Consider the following 21066-nt stretch of genomic DNA (forward strand, 5'->3'; position numbering starts at 1 on the left):
TTACTGCATGAATTTTACTTCAGTTAGTCACTCTTCAAGACTTGATATTTTTTTGCATCCGAAGATGCTGGATATCGTCTTGTGGAGTGCCCACACAGATTGTCTGATAAATTGTTAAAGAGCAGTGCCGAGAAACTCATCGGCGCGGGCTGCGTATATTACGCTTTTCGCCCTGAGAGTCAAGCGTTTATTTCGCCTTCTTCTCGCTGACCCGGCGGCTTGTCAGTCGTTGTTCCCGGTCAGTGGAGGCGCATTATAGGGAGTTCTCGGCGGGCCGCAACCCCTAAATGCAAAAAACTTTTCAAGCGTTCAAATAATCACCAAAAACGCCTTTTTAGGATGTTTATTAGTCAGAAAATACCGGTTTTAGCACAGTAATAGCGGCAAACCCTGTAAACAGGGACAAACGAAGGTAAAGAAAAGGGAGCGGTCACCCGCTCCCTTTCATCTTTATTACGCTTAATTGCCGTTATTGTCGGGCAACGATATGGTCGTTTTCCACATCCAGCGTTACCAGCTTGCCGGGGATCAGCTTGCCAGACAGGATTTGCTGCGCCAGCGGGTTCTCGATCTCCTGCTGAATAGCACGCTTCAACGGACGCGCACCATACACAGGGTCGTAACCGGTTTTGCTCAACAGAGCCAGGGCCGGTTCGGTCATGGTCACTTCGTAACCGCGCTCTTCCAAACGCTTGTACAGACGCGACAGCTGAATCTTGGCGATCGCGGCAATGTGTTTCTCGCCCAGCGGGTGGAACACCACCACTTCGTCGATACGGTTGATGAACTCCGGACGGAAGTGGTGACTCACCATCTCCATCACCGACTCTTTCATCTGCGCGTAGTTCATCTGACCGAAATGCTCCTGGATCAGATCGGACCCCAGGTTGGACGTCATGATCACCACAGTATTGCGGAAATCGACGGTACGGCCTTGACCATCGGTCAGGCGGCCGTCATCCAACACCTGCAACAGAATATTGAACACGTCCGGATGCGCTTTCTCGACTTCATCCAGCAGAATCACCGAATAAGGCCGGCGACGTACGGCTTCCGTCAGGTAGCCGCCCTCTTCATAACCGACATAACCTGGAGGCGCACCGACCAGACGCGACACGGAGTGTTTCTCCATAAACTCGGACATATCGATACGCACCATAGCGTCGTCGCTGTCGAACAGGAACGAAGCCAGTGCCTTGCAGAGCTCGGTTTTCCCCACCCCGGTCGGGCCGAGGAACAGGAACGAACCGATCGGCCGATTAGGATCGGACAGCCCCGCACGGCTGCGGCGGATCGCATTGGAGACCGCGCTGACCGCTTCGTCTTGGCCAATCACTCGCGAATGCAGTTCTTGCTCCAGGCGCAGCAGCTTGTCGCGCTCACCTTCCAGCATTCTGGCCACCGGGATCCCGGTGGCACGCGCCAGCACTTCAGCAATCTCCGCATCGGTCACCCGGTTACGCAACAGCTTCATGCTCTTGCCTTCGGCCTGCGTAGCGGCGGCGAGCTGTTTCTCCAGCTCAGGGATCTTGCCGTACTGCAGTTCCGACATCCGCCCCAGATCGCCGACGCGGCGCGCCTGCTCCAGGGTGATTTTGGCCTGCTCGAGTTCAGCCTTGATGTTCTGGGTGCCGGAGAGCGACGCTTTTTCCGCTTTCCACTCTTCTTCCAGCTCAGAATATTCGCGCTCTTTCTGCCCCAGCTCATCGCTGAGCATGTCCAGGCGTTTCTTGCTGGCGTCGTCAGACTCTTTATTCAGCGCCTGCTGTTCCAGCTTCAATTGGATGATGCGGCGCTCAAGCCTGTCGAGCGACTCCGGCTTGGAGTCCATCTGCATGCGAATGCTGGACGCCGCTTCGTCGATAAGGTCAATAGCCTTGTCCGGCAATTGACGATCGGCGATATAGCGGTGCGAAAGCGTTGCCGCCGCCACGATGGCCGGGTCGGTGATTTGCACGTGGTGGTGCAGTTCATAACGCTCTTTCAGGCCGCGCAGGATAGCGATGGTGTCTTCCACGCTCGGCTCCGCCACATACACTTTCTGGAAACGACGTTCGAGCGCCGCATCCTTCTCTATATATTGACGATACTCGTCGAGCGTAGTCGCGCCGACGCAGTGCAGCTCGCCGCGCGCCAGCGCCGGTTTGAGCATGTTGCCTGCATCCATCGCGCCATCCGCCTTACCGGCGCCGACCATGGTGTGCAGTTCGTCGATAAACAGGATAACGCTGCCTTCCTGCTTGGCCAGATCGTTGAGCACGCCTTTCAGACGCTCTTCAAACTCGCCGCGATATTTGGCCCCGGCGATCAAGGCGCCCATATCGAGGGACAATACGCGCTTGTGCTTCAGCCCTTCCGGCACTTCGCCGTTAATGATGCGCTGCGCCAGGCCTTCGACGATGGCGGTTTTACCCACGCCAGGCTCGCCGATCAGCACCGGGTTGTTTTTGGTACGACGTTGCAGCACCTGGATGGTGCGGCGGATCTCTTCGTCACGGCCGATCACCGGATCAAGCTTGCCCTGCTCGGCGCGCTCGGTCAGATCGATAGTGTATTTCTTCAATGCTTGCCGTTGGTCTTCGGCGCCTTGATCTTCCACGCTGTCACCGCCTCTCATTTGTTCAATGGCTTTGCTGATTTTGTCGGCCGTCGCACCGGCCGCTTTCAACAAGTCGGTCAACGAGCCGCGATCTTCCAGCACCGCAAGCACAAACAGCTCGGAAGAAATGAATTTGTCCGCGCGCTTCTGCGCCAGCTTGTCGCACAGGTTCAGGACGCGCACCAGCTCATGGGACGGTTGAACGTCGCCACCGGTGCCTTCTACCTGCGGTAAACGGGACAGCGCCTGTTCGATCTCGGTGCGCACACGCCCGGCATCGATACCTGCGGAAGTTAATAGTGGACGAACCGTGCCCCCTTCCTGATTAAGCAGGGCGCTCATCAGATGTAGCGGTTCAATAAACTGGTTGTCGTGCCCAAGGGCTAGTGACTGGGCATCGGCGAGGGCAAGCTGGAATTTGTTGGTAAGACGATCCAGACGCATAACACCTCCAAGATGGGTCGAAATTGCTACTGGAGATTAAATGAGGTCATCCCTCAAATTTTCAAGGTTATCTCGACGCTAAATTTTCGGTACAACGCCATGCGTCGTTGGATCGTCCTAATTCAATAGGTTATATCAGCCAGATTAAACTTGCCAGACGTCCGGTTATTCCGTCGCGTCGATAGGAGAAAAAATGGCTCGTTTCGTTAACCGTGCAGCGATCGCCACCATAGATGGCCTGAACGCCTGCACGCAACAAGCGTTGGCGAGCCAGCAGGTAGATATTAGCCAAAAACTTATCGCCGTGCGGGGTAAATGCCGCTGCAGCTTCAGCATCTTCCGCCATGAAAGCGGCCCGCACCTCTGGCCCGACCTCAAACTGCTGCGGACCGATCGCCGGCCCCAGCCAGGCGCTAATCTGGCTCGGTGCGGCGCTGAACGCCGCCACGGTTTGCTCCAGCACGCCGTGGCACAATCCGCGCCAGCCGGCGTGGGCGGCAGCCACTTCGTCACCGTGCTGCGAGCAGAACAACACCGGCAGACAATCCGCCGTCATCACGGCACACACCTGCCCCGGCACATTGCTGTACACCGCATCCGCCCGCAAATCGGCAGGTGCTTTCCCCGTCAACGTCACCACGCGAGTGCCGTGCACCTGCTCGAGCCACACCGGCATCTGCGGCAAACCGGCGGCGATAACCAATCGTTCCCGATTGCGCTTCACCGCTTGCTCCTCGTCACCGACGTGGGTGCCGAGGTTCAGCGAGTCATAAGGTGGCAGGCTGACGCCGCCGCCGCGCGTGGTACTGCAAGCTTTAACGCCGGGAGGCAACGGCCAGTCAGGCAGAATGAGCGAGCTCATTACCAGTCCATCTGATCTTTGAATTCTTCGGTGTCCGCCTTCAGCGCGTTGATCAGATCAACCATGTCCTGCGGCAGCGGCGCATGCCACTCCATCTGGATGCCGCTGATCGGGTGGTACAAACGCAGCATGGTGGCGTGCAGCGCCTGACGGTCAAAGCCACGCAGCGTGCTGATGAAGGCTTCCGAAGCGCCTTTCGGCGGACGTGGACGGCCGCCGTACAGCGGATCGCCCACCAGCGGATGGCTGATATAGGCCATGTGCACGCGGATCTGGTGAGTACGGCCGGTTTCCAGGCGCAGGCGCAGGCGAGTATGCGCACGGAAGTGTTCCATGATGCGGTAGTGCGTTACCGCCGGCTTACCCATCGGGTGCACCGCCATGTGGGTACGCTTGGTGGAATGGCGCGCGATAGGCTCTTCTACCGTACCGCCGGCGGTCATGGTACCGATCGCCACCGCTTCGTATTCACGGGTGATTTCGCGCGCCTGCAGCGCTTCCACCAGCCGGGTTTGCGCCGGCACGGTTTTCGCCACCACCATCAGGCCGGTGGTGTCTTTATCCAGACGGTGCACGATGCCGGCACGCGGCACGTCGGCGATTTCCGGATAATGATACAGCAGCGCATTGAGCACCGTGCCGTCTGGGTTACCGGCACCGGGATGCACCACCAAATCGCGCGGCTTGTTGATCACCAGGATGTCGCTGTCTTCATAGACGATATCCAGCGCGATATCCTGTGGCTCCCAACGCGCCTCTTCTTCAATCTGTGCATCGATGGCGACTGTCTCTCCGCCCAGCACCTTCTCTTTCGGTTTATTTGACGTTTTGCCATTGACCTTCACCCGATCGCCCAGGATCCACTCTTTTATGCGAGATCGTGAATAATCAGGGAACAATTCGGCCAAAGCCTGATCTAAACGTTGTCCGAGTTGAGATTCGGCCACCGTTGCGGTGAGTTGTACTTGTTGTGCCATATGCAGCTTCTTCGTTAACGTTGGGTTTTCACGGCGATGCCGTTTAATATAATGTGCTATTGTACCTGGTCTTTGTCGGGAGCTTAACGGACAGTCTCCCGGAATAACACCCTGAGGATAATCAAAACGTCATGACGCGTATGAAATATCTGGTGGCGGCAGCCACGTTGAGCCTGGCGCTGGCAGGTTGCTCCACATCCAAGGATGCGGTTCCCGACAACCCACCTTCGGAAATCTATGCTACCGCGCAGCAAAAACTGCAGGACGGTAACTTCAAGGGCGCGATTACGCAACTCGAAGCGTTAGATAACCGCTATCCTTTCGGGCCGTATTCCCAGCAGGTCCAGCTGGATTTGATTTACGCCTACTATAAGGCCGCCGACTTGCCGATGGCTCAGGCATCCATCGATCGCTTCATGCGTCTGAACCCGACGCACCCGAACATCGATTACGTGATGTACATGCGCGGCCTGACCGACATGGCGCTCGATGACAGCGCGCTGCAGGGCTTCTTCGGGGTTGACCGTTCTGACCGCGATCCTCAGCACGCTCGCGCTGCGTTCCGCGACTTCAGCCAGTTGATTCAGCAATACCCGAACAGCCAATACGCGACCGACGCCAACAAGCGTTTGGTGTATTTGAAAGACCGCTTGGCCAAGTATGAGCTTTCGGTGGCGGAATACTACACTAAACGCGGTGCTTACGTCGCGGTCGTTAATCGCGCCGAGCAGATGTTGCGTGAATTCCCGGATACCAAAGCGACGCACGACGTGTTGCCGCTGATGGAAAATGCCTACAAGCAGCTGCAGCTGAACGGCCAGGCTGACAAAGTGGCCAAAGTGATCGCCGCCAACCCGCAATAAGCGCGCGTCGGTAACGGCAGAAAAACAAAACGGCAGCCTCGGCTGCCGTTTTCATTGGCGTCGACCTGGTTTTCACTGGAAAAATACACAAGTAAAAACACGGTGTTAGCTAGCGCTCCTCACCGGTCAACTCATCGATAATGCGCCATCCGGCGGCAACTCTCAAGCATTAGATAGCCAATTCAAATGCTGAATCACAGATTGAACTAACTTTGCAAAAAGTGACAAAAAATCGTGATTTACATCACGCATTTAAACAAAAAGCGGGGTATGCTGGGTTCACCAAGACGGAAAGACAGAGAGGTAAGTTATATGACATTGAACATTACCAGCAAACAAATGGATATCACTCCCGCAATCCGCAATCACGTCGAAGACCGTCTCACCAAACTGGAAAAATGGCAGACCCAGCTGATAAACCCACATATCGTCTTATCTAAAGAACCGCAGGGGTTTGTCGCCGACGCTACCATTACCACGCCTAACGGCCCGCTGGTCGCCAGCGCCAAACATGATGACATGTACACCGCCGTTAATGAGCTGATCGCCAAGCTGGAACGCCAGTTGAACAAGGTGCAGCATAAAGGCGAAGCGCGCCGCTGCAATGCCAGCGTGAAAGACATCGTGCCGGAAGTCACGCAAGAGCAGGAATAACCGTCCGACAGCGATTGCCGCATCAAACGCGCCCGAGGGCGCGTTTTTTGTCGGGTATTTTTGTTGACGGGGTAAAAGCCAGCGGTTACTTTAAAACCTGTTCGCATTAACCTTAGGTAGACCATGCCACGCACACCGTTTTTCTTCGCATTCTTTTTTACCTTCCCCTGACTGGGAGGCGTTTCGTCGTGTAAGAAAGAATGCGAAGACGAACAACAAAGCCTCCTGGAAACAGGAGGCTTTTTTTATGGCTGTTTTACAACGAATAAGAACTGAAGGCGGAAGCTGATTATGACTGACAACCCGTTATTGGTGCTGCGCGAGCGCATCAGCGCACTGGACTTGAAACTGTTGGCCCTGCTGGCGGAACGCCGTGAGCTGGCGATCGAAGTCGGCAAGACCAAGCTGCACTCTCATCGCCCGATCCGCGATAAAGAGCGCGAGCGCGATCTGCTGGATGCGCTGATCGCCGCCGCCAAGCCTTACGACCTGGACGGCTTTTACGTCACCCGCCTGTTTCAACTGATCATCGAAGATTCCGTCCTGACCCAGCAGGCGTTGCTACAGCACCAGCTCAACCCCGTCAGCCAACATTCCGCCCGCATCGCCTTCCTCGGCCCAAAAGGCTCTTACTCACATCTGGCAGCACGCCAATACGCTGCCCGCCACTTCGATCAGCTGATCGAATGCGGCTGCCAGAAGTTTCAGGATATCTTCACCCAGGTGGAAACCGGCCAGGCGGACTATGCGATTCTGCCTATCGAGAACACCAGCTCCGGGTCGATTAACGAGGTGTACGATCTGCTGCAGCACACCAGCCTGTCGATCGTCGGCGAACTGACCAACCCGATCAATCACTGCGTTCTGATTGCCGGCGACAGCGATCTGAGCCAGATTGAAACCGTCTACAGCCACCCGCAACCGTTCCAGCAGTGCAGTCAGTTCCTGAACCGCTTCCCACACTGGAAAATCGAATACACTGAAAGCACAGCGGCCGCGATGGAGAAAGTCGCCAAGCTGAATTCGCCGAAGGTGGCTGCTCTGGGCAGCGAAGCCGGCGGCGCACTGTATGGGCTGCAGGTGCTGGAACACAACCTCGCCAACCAGCAGCAGAACATCACCCGTTTTATCGTCCTGGCGCGCAAAGCGATCGACGTCTCCGAACAGGTGCCGGCCAAAACCACGCTGATCATGGCGACCGGCCAACAATCCGGCGCACTGGTCGAAGCGCTGCTGGTACTACGCGACAACGGCATAATCATGACCAAGCTGGAGTCACGCCCGATCAACGGCAATCCGTGGGAAGAGATGTTTTATATCGATGTGCAGGCCAACCTACGCGCCGAGGCGATGCAAAAAGCGCTGCGCGATCTGACGCCAATCACCCGCTCGCTGAAGGTGCTGGGCTGTTACCCGAGCGACACCGTGGTGCCGGTCAACCCATCCTGAAACCATAAAAAAAGGGTTCGGCTTGGCCGAACCCTTTACGTTTACTGCCCGCGTTTCACTGCCGGCTGTCGTTAGCCTGCCGCAACAGCGTGCGGCTCTCCACCAGAAAGCGCTGGGCGTAATCGCCGAACCAATGCTCTACCTTGCGGAAGCTATCGATAAACGCCTGTTTGTCGCCATGCTCCAACAGCTTGATCGCCTCGCCGAAGCGCTGGTAGTAACGCTTAATCAGCGCCACGTTTTCTTCCGACGACATGATGATGTCAGCGTACAGCTGCGGATCCTGCGCGAACAGGCGGCCAACCATCGCCAGCTCCAGCCGGTAGATCGGCGAGGAGAGCGCCAGCAGCTGCTCCAGTTGCACGTTCTCTTCCGCCAGGTGCAACCCGTAGGCGAAGGTGGCGAAGTGCCGCAGCGCCTGAATAAACGCCATATTCTGATCGTGTTCGACCGCGCTGATACGATGCAGCCGCGCCCCCCACACCTGCAGCTGTTCAAGCAGCCATTGGTAAGCCTCCGGTTGGCGGCCATCGCAGTAAACCACCACCTGCTTCGCCACGCTGCCCACGTCCGGACCAAACATCGGATGCAACCCCACCACCGGGCCGCTGTGCGCCGCCAACATCGCATGCAGCGGACGATTCTTCACCGACGCCAGATCCACCAGAATGCAGTCGTCGGGCAACGGCGGCAGGCGGCTTATCACCTGCTCGGTCACATGGATCGGTACGCTGACAATCACCATACCGGCGTCGGCCAACAGCTGTTCCGCCTGCGGCCAATCTTCCTGATCCAATACCCTGACCTGATAACCCGACAGCGTCAGCAGACGGTTGAACAGCCGGCCCATCTGGCCGTTGCCGCCGATGATGACGATCGGCCGCAGCTGCGGGCACAGAGTTTTAAAACCTTTATCGTTCTCGCTGACGTACGATTCGCGCATCACACGGCGCAAGACGTCCTCGATCAAATCCGGCGGCACGCCGAGGTTTTCCGCCTCCTGGCGGCGCGAGGCCAGCATCGCCGCCTCGCGTTCCGGCACATAAACCGGTAAACCGTGGCGGCTTTTCACCTCACCGACTTCCGCTACCAGATGCAGGCGTTTCGCCAGCAGATCCAGCAACGCTTTGTCCACCTCGTCGATTTGATCGCGCAGTGCGGTCAGTTCTGCCACCATAACTTACTTTTCTCCCGTACGGGCCGTCAGCGCAGCGCCGAGTTCCTGATGCATGTGGCGCAGCAGCGTTTCCGTGCTCTCCCAGTCGATGCAGGCGTCGGTGACGGATACGCCGTAACGCATGTCAGCACGCGGCTGTTCGGAAGACTGATTGCCCTCATGCAGATGGCTCTCCAGCATAATGCCGGTAATCGAGCGGTTACCCGCTTTAATCTGCTCCACCACGGACTCGGCCACCGCCGGCTGACGGCGATAGTCTTTATTCGAGTTGCCATGGCTGCAATCTATCATCAAGGACGGATGGAGTCCCGCCTCGAGCATCTGTTTTTCACAGGCCGCAACGTGCTCGGCGCTGTAGTTCGGGGTTTTACCGCCGCGCAGGATCACGTGCCCGTCCGGATTGCCCTGAGTCTGCAGCAGGCAAACCTGGCCCGCCTGGTTGATGCCGACGAAGCGATGCGGCATGGCAGCGGCGCGCATGGCGTTGATGGCGGTGCCCAGGCTGCCGTCGGTGCCGTTTTTGAACCCGACCGGCATCGACAGGCCAGAAGCCATTTCACGGTGGGTCTGCGATTCGGTGGTACGCGCACCGATCGCCGACCAGCTGAACAAATCCCCCAGGTACTGCGGGCTGTTCGGATCCAACGCTTCGGTAGCCAACGGCAAGCCCATGCCCACCAGATCCAGCAACAGGCGACGCGCGATATGCAAGCCTGCTTCAACGTCAAACGAACCGTCCATGTACGGATCGTTGATCAAACCTTTCCAGCCGACAGTGGTTCTGGGTTTTTCAAAATAAACGCGCATAACGATATACAGCTGATCGCTCAAGTCAGCCGCCAGGGTTTTCAAACGACGGGCGTAGTCCAGTGCCGCATCCGGATCGTGGATCGAACAAGGCCCACACACGACCAACAGGCGATGATCGCCCCCCTGCAAAATGTTGGCGATGGTGTTACGCGCGGTGGCGATTTCATTTTCGTCGTCGGCGCTGAGCGGGAACTGGTTCTTCAGCTCCTCCGGCGTGATGAGAACCTGTTCTGCACTGATGTGTACGTTATTGAGCGCGTCTTTTTGCATGATGCTATTCCTGTCGTTTGGCGTTATGCGTTGAAATGGAACATTGAGCGTTTCAGGGCTCTACCCTATCACGATATGTAAAGTTTTCAATCCAATTTCCGTAAATAAAAAATTACCATAATTTCTCTTATGAGAGAACATGCATAAACACATCAAGAAAATACAATAAAAACAAACAAATTCAATTAAATAATAAATTCACGAGCGCCTCAAAACGCACCTATTCGCCTTCCCGGCGAAAGCCCCGCACCGTAAACATATATGTACAACTTGTTTTACAGGCAAGATACGCCGCCCGTCTCGGCGCCAACGAACGGGCAGGCGCGGATACCGTCAGACTCAGCACGAAATGCCGCCGAAAGCGATGAATTTCAGTAGAAGAAAAGCGAATAAATGAGGAATAAAAATTAAAAACTTAAGCTAATAGCGGCTATTTTTGTCGCTGAAATGAACCGATATAATGTGACCGTCATCAACAATAACCACCCTTAACAACTGGATCCAAGATGCTCTCTTCTCGCGCTCGTCGCGCTTTTCCGCTGTATATTTGCTGCTTAACGACTTTCACCAGTGTTTCAGCCTTTGCCGACAATACGCTTTTCACCGCGATGGACGATCCGGCCACCGCCAAGAAACCATTCGAAGGCAACGTGCAGGCGGGCTACAACGCCCAGTCAGGCAACTCGCAGAGCTCCACCCTGCTTGCCAACACCAACATGACCTGGTTCAACAGCGATGCGGCGTACAGCCTGTGGGGGGCGGCTAACAACACCACCTCCTCCAACGTGCGCTCGTCCGAAAAATACCAGGCCGGTGGCCGTACGCGCTATAACCTGACCGATCGCAACTACCTGTTCGGCCAGGCCGGCTGGCTGAGCGACCGTTTCAACGGTTACGACTCACGCTCCACGCTGACCGGCGGCTACGGCCGTCAACTCCTCAACGGGCCGCTTAGCGATCTGCGGGTGGAATTCGGTCCCGGCGTGCGCCATGACGAATACCATGGCGGCGGCCGCTCGACCAAAGGGTTGGCCTATGGCGCGGCCAACTATTCCTATCAGCTGACCGACAACACCAAGTTCATTCAGGGCGTTTCCGCACTGGCGAACGAAGAAACCACGCTGAACTCGGAAAGCGCGTTGAACGTGGCGATCAACGATCGCTTCTCGCTGCGCGTGGCTTACACCGTGACCTACAACAGCAAACCGCCGGCCTCGGCGCCGAAGAACACCGACACGACGACCTCGGTCACGCTGGTCTACGGCCTGTAATTTCCCCCCAATATTTCTCAAAGCCCATCATTGATGGGCTTTTTTTATGCCTGCCGCCCTCTTTTGCACAATCTGCTAAAAATATTCACCCCACCCATTGACGACTTTAGCAAATAGCTTAATACTGTATGCATATACAGTAATTATTATACAGCCTCGGGGCATGATGGATTTCGATAGAGAGTGGCCAGAAACGCATCGATAGCCGCCACAGCTCCCGAGAGACTGTAAACAAAGCGAGCATAAGCTATGGAGAAAATCACCTCATTCATCACCTACGCCATGGCGTTGTTTCTCGCCTGGCTCGGCAAGCTGTCACCGCAGGACATTGCCTTTCTAGTCGGTGCGGCGGTAGGCATCGGCACGTTTCTGGTGAACTGGTACTACCGACGTAAAAGCCTGCAGATCTTGAAGGCTATTGAACGCAATGCGGCATCACGGAGGAAAATTTACGATGAATGCAATCGTTAAGCGCTGCAGCGTCGCCACCGTTTTGGCCATCGCCGTGCTATTGCCGTCATTTGGCGAGCTGCAAACCTCAGAAGCCGGCCTCAGGCTGATCGCCGATCTCGAAGGCTGCCGCCTGTCGCCTTACCAGTGTAGCGCCGGGGTGTGGACACAGGGCATTGGACACACTGCCGGCGTCATCCCAGACAAGATGATAGATGAACGCAAAGCCGCGGTGGATTTGGTAGACGATGTTCGCCGCACCGAACGCGGCATGGCCGCTTGCCTGCCGCATACGCTCTCGCAACAAACCTATGACGCAGTGATCGCCTTCGCCTTCAATGTGGGCGTCGGCGCAGCCTGCCACTCTACGCTGGTCGCGCTGCTGCAACAGCGCCAGTGGCGGCAGGCCTGCGATCAGTTACCACGCTGGATTTACGTAAACGGAAAGAAAAATAAGGGGCTGGAACAGCGACGCGCCATGGAACGCGCACTGTGCTTGCAGGGGATTGCCTCATCATGACGAGTTCGCTCGCCAAAGGGTGATGCCACAACAATTTCACTTAATTTGTTCAAGGGGGTTCTTATGATGCACTGTCCACTATGCGGTCACGTGGCCCACACTCGCTCCAGCCGCTATCTGAGCGAGTCGACCAAAGAGCGTTACCATCAATGCCGCAACATCAATTGCAGCTGCACGTTCGCCACGCACGAGTCCGTCGCGCGGGTGATCGTCAAACCTGGCGATGACATTATCCCGGCGCAGCCTCACCCGCCGGAGAGTCAGCATAAACAAAGCGCCGCGGCGCTATAATGCAAAAAGCTTGCTTATGCAGGCTTTATTATGTTGGCGGCGCGCAGACAAAATCTCGCAAATGTAACCAGTCGAGATTTAAGATAAAAAAAGGGGTTGGCATAATGCCAACCCCTGATAACTATTAACTTTTGGATGCAGCGTTAGCCAACGCGGTTCAGACGCTCTTTGATACGAGCAGCCTTACCAGTACGCTCACGCAGGTAGTACAGTTTAGCTTTACGAACGGCACCACGACGTTTCACAGCAATGCTGTCGATTACTGGGGAGTGAGTCTGGAATACGCGCTCAACACCTTCGCCGTTGGAAATCTTACGAACAGTGAATGCAGAGTGCAGACCGCGGTTACGGATAGCGATAACCACGCCCTCGAATGCCTGCAGACGTTTTTTGCTACCTTCAACGACCCATACCTTCACTTCCACGGAATCACCCGGACGGAATGCAGGTACGTCTTGTTTCATCTGCTCTTGTTCAAGTTGCTTAATAATGTTGCTCATAATATGTCTCTTACCCTAGGTAAACTGATATATCGGTCCCGTCTGTTGTCAGACGTTTCCTTCATAGTCCTGTTGCCTGGCCTGATGTTCCCGTTGGAACTCAGCCAGCAACACCGCTTGCTCGTCAGTCAGAGCTAGGCTTTCTAGAAGTTCAGGTCTTCTAAGCCAGGTTCGGCCCAGCGACTGCTTTAAGCGCCAGCGACGTATCTCGGCATGGTTACCCGACAGCAGAACTGGCGGTACCTCCATCCCTTCCAACACCTCTGGGCGGGTATAGTGCGGGCAGTCCAGCAATCCGTCGGCGAAGGAGTCTTCCTCCGCTGAGGCCTGATGGCCCAGCACACCCGGTATGAAACGGGCGACTGAATCAATCAGGGTCATTGCCGGCAGTTCCCCGCCGCTGAGAACGTAATCGCCGATTGACCATTCTTCGTCAATTTCGGCTTGGATTACGCGCTCGTCTATCCCTTCGTAACGGCCGCATACCAGAATCATCTTCTGATTGGCCGCCAGTTCGCACACGCCGGTTTGATCCAGCTTGCGCCCCTGAGGTGACAGATAAATCACCTTTGCTCCCTCGCCTGCCGCTGCTTTCGCCGCATGAATGGCTTCCCGTAAAGGTTGCACCATCATCAGCATTCCCGGGCCGCCGCCGTAAGGGCGATCGTCCACGGTACGATGCCGGTCGTAGGTGAAGTCGCGAGGACTCCAACACTGCACGCTCAGCAGGCCATTTTTTACTGCCCGGCCAGTCACCCCGTAATCGGTGATAGCGCGGAACATCTCAGGAAACAGGCTTACAATACCGATGAACACAAGCCAATCCCCTTACCGTTATTCCACTTGCTTCGACCGTTTGATCCGGGGGTCAAAAACCAGGATCCCAATCTGCCTCAATCACGCGGGCAGTGAGATCGACTTTCTTGATAACCTGCCCATGAAGAAACGGAATCAACCGCTCCTTCATGCCGAACGCATCTTTCAGGTTCGCTTTCACAACCATCACATCGTTCGAGCCGGTTTCCATCATATCGATGACTTTACCCAGCTCGTAGCCGGCGGTGGTGACTACCTGGCAGCCCATCAGGTCTTTCCAGTAGTAATCGTCACCCTCCAGCGGAGGAAGTTGCTCAGAATCCACCATAATCTCGCGATTAGTCAGCAGATTCGCCGCGTCCCGATCGTCAATGCCTTTGACCTTGATGATCAGATCCTGACTGTGGCGCTTCCAGTCTTCCAACTCGATATGCTGCCACTGACCCGCCTGCTGGATAAACCACGGCTGATAGTCAAAAATGCTTTCGGCGTTCTCGGTGGATGAAAACACTCTGAGCCAACCACGAATGCCGTAAGCGGACCCCATTTTACCGAGTACAATCGGCTGCTTAGGCGCTACCGGTTTGAGTTGCTTGCTCATTGCCACCACCGCGACAGATTAAGCTGCTTTCTTAGCGTCTTTGATCAGCGCGTGAACGCGATCAGAAACGGTTGCACCCAGACCAACCCAGTGCTCGATGCGGTCCAGGTCCAGACGCAGTGCTTCAGCCTGACCGGAAGCGATCGGGTTGAAGAAGCCAACGCGCTCGATGAAACGACCATCACGAGCGTTGCGGCTGTCGGTCACTACTACTTGATAGAACGGACGCTTTTTAGCGCCGCCACGTGCCAAACGAATTGTTACCATAACATCCTCTTTAGTTAATAAAACAGCCGGGCCCCATTGAGGGACGGGGCCCGGTTGCAATATAAAAAGCCCGAAAATTTTACTCATTTTGGCGCAAAAAGCAATCTAAAGCGTCGATCGCAGGGGACAACTTTTGCAGCCTGTCAAATTTCGGGCGGTTTTCACCGCGAACGGCGAATGCTGAAAGCGCCCGCACTCAGCGTGCGGAGGCCCATCAGCGGCCTGGGAAGCCCGGTGGCATCATACCTTTCATGCCGCGCATCATCTTCGCCATACCGCCTTTCTTCATCTTCTTCATCATACGCTGCATTTCGTCGAACTGCTTCAGCAAGCGGTTGACGTCCTGCACCTGCATGCCGGCCCCCATCGCGATGCGGCGCTTGCGCGAGCCCTTGATGATTTCAGGTTTGGCGCGCTCTTTCAGCGTCATCGAGTTGATGATCGCCTCCATGCGCACCAGCACTTTGTCGTCCATCTGCGATTTGACGTTGTCCGGCAGTTGGCCCGCGCCCGGCAGCTTGCTCAACATGTTGGCCATACCGCCCATGTTGCGCATTTGCTTGAGCTGCTCCAGGAAGTCGGTCAGATCGAAACCGTCGCCCTTCTTCAGCTTGTTGGCCAGTTTCTCCGCCTGCTCGCGGTCGACCTTGCTTTCGATATCTTCGATCAGTGACAGCACGTCGCCCATGCCCAGGATGCGTGATGCCACGCGATCCGGGTAGAACGGCTCCAGCGCTTCGGTCTTCTCGCCCACGCCGAGGAATTTGATCGGCTTGCCGGTGATGTGGCGGATGGACAATGCGGCACCGCCGCGCGCGTCGCCGTCGACCTTGGTCAGCACCACGCCGGTCAGCGGCAGCGCTTCGTTAAACGCCTTGGCGGTATTGGCGGCGTCCTGGCCGGTCATGGCGTCAACCACGAACAGGGTTTCCACCGGCTTGATCGCCGCGTGCACCTGTTTGATCTCGTCCATCATCGCTTCGTCAACGTGCAGACGGCCGGCGGTATCGACGATCAGTACGTCGTAGAATTTCAGCTTGGCCTGTTGCAGCGCGCGATTGACGATGTCGATCGGTTTTTCTTTAACGTCAGACGGGAAGAAATCGATGCCGACACCTTCCGCCAGCGTTTCCAGCTGTTTGATCGCCGCTGGGCGATAAACGTCCGCGGAAACCACCAACACTTTCTTCTTCTGTTTTTCTTTCAGGAACTTGCCGAGCTTACCGACGCTGGTGGTTTTACCGGCGCCCTGCAGGCCCGCCATCAGCACCACCGCCGGCGGCTGGGCCGCCAGATTCAGCTCGGTGTTGACTTCGCCCATCGCGGCGATCAGCTCACCCTTGACGATCTTGACGAACTCCTGCCCCGGCGTCAGGCTCTTGTTGACTTCATGACCAACCGCGCTTTCTTTGACGCGGTTGATGAAGTCGCGCACCACCGGCAGCGCAACGTCCGCTTCCAGCAATGCCATACGCACTTCACGCAGGGTTTCCTTGATATTCTCTTCGGTCAGCCGCCCGCGGCCGCTGATATTGCGCAACGTGCGCGACAATCGATCGGTTAAATTTTCAAACATCGTCTCATGCTCAACGTGTAATGACAGGCCGCTCCGGCGACACAATTGCGCCGATGATAACACGAAGCGCGGCGGATCTCTGCCTCAGCGTTGGAGATAGGTTGGAGTGAAACGCGCGCAACGTTATACTGACACTCCTATTAACCACGCCGAAGCAAAATTAAACGCTATGCCAGTTTTCTCCATTGTGGCTTTGATGGCCTACCTGCTCAGCCTTGGACTGATCATTCCCAGCTTGTTGCGGAAGAACAGCGCATACCGTCGACTGGCCCTCGTCTCGGCGGTGGTGGCGCTGATTTGCCACGCCATCGCGCTGCAGCAGCGCATCTTTGACGTCAGCGCCGGGCAGAATCTCAGCCTGCTGAACATTGGTTCCATCGTCAGCCTGATCATCTGCTCGGTGATGACCTTCGTCGCCTCGCGCGATCGCGGCTGGTTCCTGCTGCCGATCGTCTACAGCTTTGCGATGATCAACCTGGCCTTCGCCAGCTTTATGCCCGGCGAGTTCATTACTCACCTGGAAGCCAGCCCGGAATTGATGGTGCATATCGGCCTGGCGCTATTCTCTTACGCCACCCTGATCATCGCCGCGCTCTACGCCTTGCAGCTCGCCTGGCTCGACTACCTGTTGAAAAACAAGAAGCTGACCTTCAGCGCCGACATGCCGCCGCTGATGAGCATCGAGCGCAAGATGTTCCATATCACCCAGATCGGCGTGGTGCTGCTGACGCTCACCCTGTGCACTGGCCTGCTGTACATGGATAATCTGTTCAGCAAAGAGAACGTGCACAAAGCCGTGCTGTCGATCATGGCCTGGTTCGTGTATATCGTGCTGTTGTGGGGCCATTACCATGAAGGCTGGCGCGGCCGCCGCGTCGTCTGGTTCAGCTTCGCCGGCGCCTTCCTGCTGACGCTCGCCTACTTCGGCAGCCGTCTGATTCAGCAGGTAATGGTGCGCTAAGCCAGCCCGGCCCAATTCTCCCTCTCTATAAGGAATACTGCATTGGAGCATGTGTCGACGGGGACCCTCATCATTATCCTGGTGATCATGATCGTGGTCTCCGCTTACTTCTCCGCTTCCGAAACCGGCATGATGACGCTCAACCGTTATCGCCTGCGTCACCTGTCCAAACAGGGCAACCGCTCGGCACGTCGGGTGGAGAAGCTGCTGCAAAAACCGGATCGGCTGATCGGCCTGGTGCTGATCGGCAACAACCTGGTCAACATCCTCGCCTCGGCGCTGGCGACCATCGTCGGCATGCGGCTGTATGGCGATCTCGGCGTGGCGATCGCGACCGGCATACTGACCTTCGCCGTGCTGCTGTTCGCCGAAGTGCTGCCGAAGACCTTCGCCGCACTCTATCCGGAACGTATTGCCTTCCCCAGCAGCGTCCTGCTGGCCCCGTTGCAAAAGGTGATGTTCCCGCTGGTCTGGCTGCTCAACGGCATCACCAGCCTGACCTTGCGCCTGTTCGGCATTCGCACCAACGTGCGCATCAGCGACGCCGTCAGCAAGGATGAGCTGCGTACCATCGTGCGCGAATCCCAGTCGCAGATCTCCCGCCGCAATCAGGACATGCTGATCTCGGTGCTGGATCTGGAAAAGGTGACGGTCAACGACATCATGGTGCCGCGCACAGAGATCGTCGGCATCGACGTCAACGACGACTGGAAGTCGATCATGCGCCAGCTGACCCACTCGCCGCACGGCCGCATCGTGCTGTATCGCAGCTCGTTGGACGACGCGATCGGCATGCTACGCGTGCGCGAAGCCTACCGCCTGATGACCGAGAAAAAAGAGTTCAACAAAGAGAACCTGCTGCGCGCCGCCGATGAGATCTATTTCGTACCGGAAGGCACGCCGCTCAACGTTCAGTTGGTGAAATTCCAGCGCAATAAAGAGAAGGTCGGCATCGTGGTCGACGAGTACGGCGACATTCAGGGCTTGGTCACGGTGGAAGACATTCTCGAAGAGATCGTCGGCGACTTCACCACCTCGATGTCACCGACGCTGGCAGAAGAAGTCACGCCGCAGAGCGACGGTTCGGTCTTGATCGACGGCACTGCCAACGTGCGCGAGCTGAACAAGGCCTTCAACTGGACCTTGCCGGCCAATGAAGCCCGTACCGTCAACGGTATGCTGCTGGAAGAACTGGAAGAGATCCCCGAAATCGGCACCCGGGTGCGTATCGGCCATTACGATATCGACATTCTCGACGTACAGGGCAACATGATCAAACAGGTGCGAGTCACGCCGATCACCTCGCTGCAGTCCAGCGTCGGCCATCACTAACCGCAGGCCAGAACGTAAAAAAGACGCGAAATCGCGTCTTTTTTTATCTCTGCGGGAAACTCGCGGCTAGATATGCAGTTCCTGCAGTTTCTCTTTCGGCAGCGCCAGCTCGTCGTTGTGGTTAACCACCACGTCGTTATCCAGGATGTGCTTGGCGATCTCCTGCGCTTCTTCCAGCGAGTGCATATGGTAAGTGCCGCACTGGTATTCGTTCAGCTCAGGGATTTTGCGCTGGTCAGTCACTTTCAGCACGTCGGCCATTGCCGCTTTCCAGGCATCGGCAACGCGCTGCTCTTCCGGCACGCCGATCAGGCTCATGTAGAAACCGGTACGACAGCCCATCGGGGAGATGTCGATAATCTCCACGCCCTGGCCGTTCAGGTGGTCGCGCATAAAGCCGGCGAACAGGTGTTCCAGCGTGTGAATGCCGCGTTCGGGCATCACTTCCAGGTTCGGGCGGCAAAAGCGCAGATCAAACACCGTGATGGTATCGCCATGAGGCGTTTTCATGGTTTTCGCAACGCGGACAGCCGGGGCTGCCATACGGGTATGATCGACGGTAAAGCTATCCAGCAATGGCATTTCGCTACCTCCTCGTAAAAGAGCATTTATTTCGAAACTTTTTTTCCTAACCGGGAAACCTTTTCCAACCCTGCGAGTCTGAGTATGTGAAAGACGCGCATTTGTTATCATCATCCCTGTCATCAGAGATGCATATTTGGCCACATTGATGTGGCCTTTTTCTTTTTCAGCTTCCGCCGTTTTGCTTCAGGAACGCTTCAAAGCTTAGCGTATCATTGGCTTCTATGTCGCGTTGGCGCTGCCACGAGGCTTCCCGCTCTTTATCCAGCTCGGCCTCATTCAGGATTTCCAACGGTTCTTCCAGCAACGTCTGGCGATACTGCTCCGCCAGCTGCAGACCGACGCGCCCAGTGCCTTCCGCCTTCATCGCCTTCAGAATGCGCGCGGAGAAGGTCAGCTCAGGATCGTCGAACGCGGCGACCAGCTCATCGCACACCTGCTGGTATTGACGGTTGCCGGCTTCGCCGTCCAACACTTCCGCGACCCGACGCAGATCGGCGAACAGCGCCTTACCCACTTTTTCCAGCGGCTCATGGCTGGCACCACAGCCGATGCCGATGGTCTGGCCCGGCTTGCGCCCTTCCAGAATCACCCGGTTCCAGTTCTTGCGCGTGCACAGCAGTTCATCGCTGCTCATCTCCGGCGCATCGGCCAGCGCGCACCACACCAGGAACAGATCCAGGAAACGCGCCTGCACCGCATCCACGCCGATCGGCGAGAACGGGTTGATATCCAGCGAACGCACTTCGATATATTCGATACCGCCGCGCAGCAGCGCGTCTGACGGCGTCTCGCCGCTTTTGGTCACGCGCTTCGGCCGGATCGGCGCATACAGCTCGTTTTCGATTTGCAGCACGTTACTGTTCAACTGCAGGTAGCGGTCACCCTCTTTCACGCCCAGCTTGGCGAACTCTTCGGAAGGCGTAACGATCGCCCGCTTCAGACCGGCCACATAGCTGTGCAGATCGTTGAAGGTGATGCCCAGATTACTCTGCGACTTGTTGGTGTAACCCAGGTCGCTCAGACGCAGCGAGGTGGCGTACGGCAGATAGCACATCCCCTGCTCGGTGCGTTCGAACGGCAGAGTGGTCTCGCGCCCTTTGAGGAACGAAGAACAAATGGCCGGCGATGCGCCGAACAGATACGGGATCACCCAACCGAAACGGTAATAGTTGCGGATCAGGCGGAAATACCCCGCCGAGATCTGCTCTTTACCGCTTTCTGCGTCCTGCACGCCAGCCCAGGCCTGCCAAAACTCCAGCGGCAGCGAGAAGTTGTAGTGCACGCCGGAAATGGTCTGCATCAACGCGCCATAGCGATTCTTCAACCCTTCGCGGTACAGCGTCTTCATGCGGCCGATGTTCGACGAACCGAACTGCGCCAGCTCAATATCCTGCTCGGCTTCGATAAAGCACGGCATGCTGAGCGGCCACATGCGCTCATCGCCAATATTGCGCGCCACGTAGCGATGAATATCGCGCAGGAACGTCAGCAGGTGATCGATATTGTCATCAACCGGCGTAATAAACTCTAACAGCGCCTCGGCGAAGTCCGTGGTGATCCAGTGGTGCGTCAATGCCGCCCCCAGCTTTTCCGGATGCCCGGTGGTCGCCAAGGTGCCGTTCGGCGTGACTCGCAGCGTTTCACGCTCGATGCCGCGACGAATGCCTTTTAATGCCTGAGGATGGGCTTCCAACCAAGAAAGCGCCTGTGATACGTCCGGGATCAAATTGACCTCCCGCTTCTAAAAACAATAACTCGTAAGCATACTGAATCCGCACCCGAGAGAATATT

Annotated in this window: 22 protein-coding genes and 1 other annotated feature; of the genes, 10 read left to right on the plus strand and 12 right to left on the minus strand. The window is 56.5% G+C overall.

The features are described 5' to 3' along the window. Positions 1-469 precede the first annotated feature (469 nt). The 3 genes from clpB to rluD form a co-directional block, all read right to left on the minus strand. The gene (gene clpB / locus BVU99_RS08865; RefSeq protein ID WP_025301647.1) at positions 470-3043 is read right to left on the minus strand and encodes an ATP-dependent chaperone ClpB; all 2574 of its coding nucleotides are present in this window, start codon (positions 3041-3043) and stop codon (positions 470-472) included. A 130-nt stretch (positions 3044-3173) separates the two neighbouring features. After that, positions 3174-3905, minus strand: coding sequence for a purine nucleoside phosphorylase YfiH (gene yfiH / locus BVU99_RS08870; protein ID WP_099816560.1), 732 nt, complete (start codon positions 3903-3905; stop codon positions 3174-3176). Next, positions 3905-4882, minus strand: a complete 978-nt coding sequence (gene rluD / locus BVU99_RS08875) for a 23S rRNA pseudouridine(1911/1915/1917) synthase RluD (protein WP_025301645.1) — start codon at positions 4880-4882, stop codon at positions 3905-3907. Before rluD ends, yfiH begins: the two co-directional genes overlap by 1 nt. 131 nt (positions 4883-5013) lie before the next feature. Here rluD and bamD point away from each other — a divergent pair, with 131 nt between their 5' ends. The 4 genes from bamD (at position 5014) to pheA (ending at position 7848) form a co-directional block, all read left to right on the plus strand. Next, positions 5014-5745 carry an outer membrane protein assembly factor BamD gene (gene bamD / locus BVU99_RS08885; RefSeq protein WP_004932456.1) on the plus strand — a complete coding sequence of 244 codons (732 nt, stop codon included), beginning with the start codon at positions 5014-5016 and terminating at the stop codon, positions 5743-5745. 312 nt (positions 5746-6057) lie between these two features. Beyond that, positions 6058-6399, plus strand: coding sequence for a ribosome-associated translation inhibitor RaiA (gene raiA / locus BVU99_RS08890; protein ID WP_004932457.1), 342 nt, complete (start codon positions 6058-6060; stop codon positions 6397-6399). A 122-nt stretch (positions 6400-6521) separates the two neighbouring features. Then, positions 6522-6648, plus strand: a sequence feature (Phe leader region). Continuing rightward, complete coding sequence (locus BVU99_RS24950; protein WP_101428074.1) at positions 6523-6570, plus strand: hypothetical protein; 48 nt, start codon at positions 6523-6525, stop codon at positions 6568-6570. It overlaps the preceding feature by 48 nt. A 42-nt stretch (positions 6649-6690) precedes the next feature. Further along, the gene (gene pheA / locus BVU99_RS08895) at positions 6691-7848 is read left to right on the plus strand and encodes a bifunctional chorismate mutase/prephenate dehydratase (protein WP_025301644.1); all 1158 of its coding nucleotides are present in this window, start codon (positions 6691-6693) and stop codon (positions 7846-7848) included. Positions 7849-7903: 55 nt separating this feature from the next. On the opposite strand, the gene tyrA is transcribed toward pheA, so the two are convergent. Together tyrA and BVU99_RS08905 are read right to left on the minus strand one after the other, a co-directional pair. Then, on the minus strand, positions 7904-9025 hold the full coding sequence (gene tyrA / locus BVU99_RS08900) for a bifunctional chorismate mutase/prephenate dehydrogenase (protein ID WP_016929015.1): 1122 nt from the start codon (positions 9023-9025) through the stop codon (positions 7904-7906). A gap of 3 nt (positions 9026-9028) precedes the next feature. Beyond that, positions 9029-10105, minus strand: coding sequence for a 3-deoxy-7-phosphoheptulonate synthase (locus tag BVU99_RS08905; protein WP_099816561.1), 1077 nt, complete (start codon positions 10103-10105; stop codon positions 9029-9031). 506 nt (positions 10106-10611) lie between these two features. On the opposite strand from BVU99_RS08905, the gene BVU99_RS08910 reads away from it, so the two are divergent. From BVU99_RS08910 to BVU99_RS08925, 4 genes are all read left to right on the plus strand, one after another. Next, positions 10612-11376, plus strand: a complete 765-nt coding sequence (locus BVU99_RS08910; RefSeq protein ID WP_143557845.1) for a DUF481 domain-containing protein — start codon at positions 10612-10614, stop codon at positions 11374-11376. 249 nt (positions 11377-11625) lie between these two features. After that, the gene (locus tag BVU99_RS08915; protein ID WP_025301641.1) at positions 11626-11847 is read left to right on the plus strand and encodes a holin; all 222 of its coding nucleotides are present in this window, start codon (positions 11626-11628) and stop codon (positions 11845-11847) included. Then, positions 11831-12346 (plus strand): lysozyme, encoded by a 516-nt coding sequence (locus BVU99_RS08920; RefSeq protein ID WP_049208782.1) that lies wholly within the window; start codon positions 11831-11833, stop codon positions 12344-12346. The genes BVU99_RS08915 and BVU99_RS08920 overlap by 17 nt, the downstream gene beginning before the upstream one ends. 63 nt (positions 12347-12409) lie before the next feature. Further along, on the plus strand, positions 12410-12637 hold the full coding sequence (locus BVU99_RS08925; RefSeq protein ID WP_025301639.1) for an ogr/Delta-like zinc finger family protein: 228 nt from the start codon (positions 12410-12412) through the stop codon (positions 12635-12637). 143 nt (positions 12638-12780) lie between these two features. Here BVU99_RS08925 and rplS read toward each other — a convergent pair whose 3' ends face one another. The 5 genes from rplS to ffh all read right to left on the minus strand — a co-directional run bounded on the left by rplS (position 12781) and on the right by ffh (position 16397). Then, positions 12781-13137 carry a 50S ribosomal protein L19 gene (rplS, locus tag BVU99_RS08930; RefSeq protein WP_025301638.1) on the minus strand — a complete coding sequence of 119 codons (357 nt, stop codon included), beginning with the start codon at positions 13135-13137 and terminating at the stop codon, positions 12781-12783. A 48-nt stretch (positions 13138-13185) separates the two neighbouring features. Next, the gene (trmD, locus tag BVU99_RS08935; RefSeq protein WP_043143896.1) at positions 13186-13953 is read right to left on the minus strand and encodes a tRNA (guanosine(37)-N1)-methyltransferase TrmD; all 768 of its coding nucleotides are present in this window, start codon (positions 13951-13953) and stop codon (positions 13186-13188) included. Positions 13954-14005: 52 nt separating this feature from the next. After that, a complete protein-coding gene (rimM, locus tag BVU99_RS08940; RefSeq protein ID WP_019455135.1) occupies positions 14006-14554 on the minus strand; it encodes a ribosome maturation factor RimM in 549 nt (182 codons plus the stop codon). An 18-nt stretch (positions 14555-14572) separates the two neighbouring features. Beyond that, positions 14573-14821, minus strand: coding sequence for a 30S ribosomal protein S16 (rpsP, locus tag BVU99_RS08945; protein ID WP_004932501.1), 249 nt, complete (start codon positions 14819-14821; stop codon positions 14573-14575). 214 nt (positions 14822-15035) lie between these two features. Then, entirely contained in the window at positions 15036-16397 is a 1362-nt protein-coding gene (ffh, locus tag BVU99_RS08950) for a signal recognition particle protein (RefSeq protein WP_004932504.1), read from the minus strand. 169 nt (positions 16398-16566) lie between these two features. Here ffh and BVU99_RS08955 point away from each other — a divergent pair, with 169 nt between their 5' ends. Beyond that, positions 16567-17358, plus strand: coding sequence for an inner membrane protein YpjD (locus BVU99_RS08955; protein ID WP_004932506.1), 792 nt, complete (start codon positions 16567-16569; stop codon positions 17356-17358). 42 nt (positions 17359-17400) lie between these two features. Next, complete coding sequence (locus tag BVU99_RS08960) at positions 17401-18690, plus strand: HlyC/CorC family transporter (protein WP_016929024.1); 1290 nt, start codon at positions 17401-17403, stop codon at positions 18688-18690. A gap of 66 nt (positions 18691-18756) precedes the next feature. Here the strand turns inward: BVU99_RS08960 and luxS are convergent, their stop codons facing one another. Together luxS and gshA are read right to left on the minus strand one after the other, a co-directional pair. Further along, positions 18757-19272, minus strand: a complete 516-nt coding sequence (luxS, locus tag BVU99_RS08965; protein WP_019455133.1) for an S-ribosylhomocysteine lyase — start codon at positions 19270-19272, stop codon at positions 18757-18759. 166 nt (positions 19273-19438) lie between these two features. After that, positions 19439-21001, minus strand: coding sequence for a glutamate--cysteine ligase (gshA, locus tag BVU99_RS08970; RefSeq protein ID WP_015376703.1), 1563 nt, complete (start codon positions 20999-21001; stop codon positions 19439-19441). Positions 21002-21066: the final 65 nt, after the last annotated feature.

Origin of the sequence: Serratia sp. OLAL2 (genome assembly GCF_002752475.1) — a bacterium.
GTDB classification, from domain to species: domain Bacteria; phylum Pseudomonadota; class Gammaproteobacteria; order Enterobacterales; family Enterobacteriaceae; genus Serratia; species Serratia bockelmannii.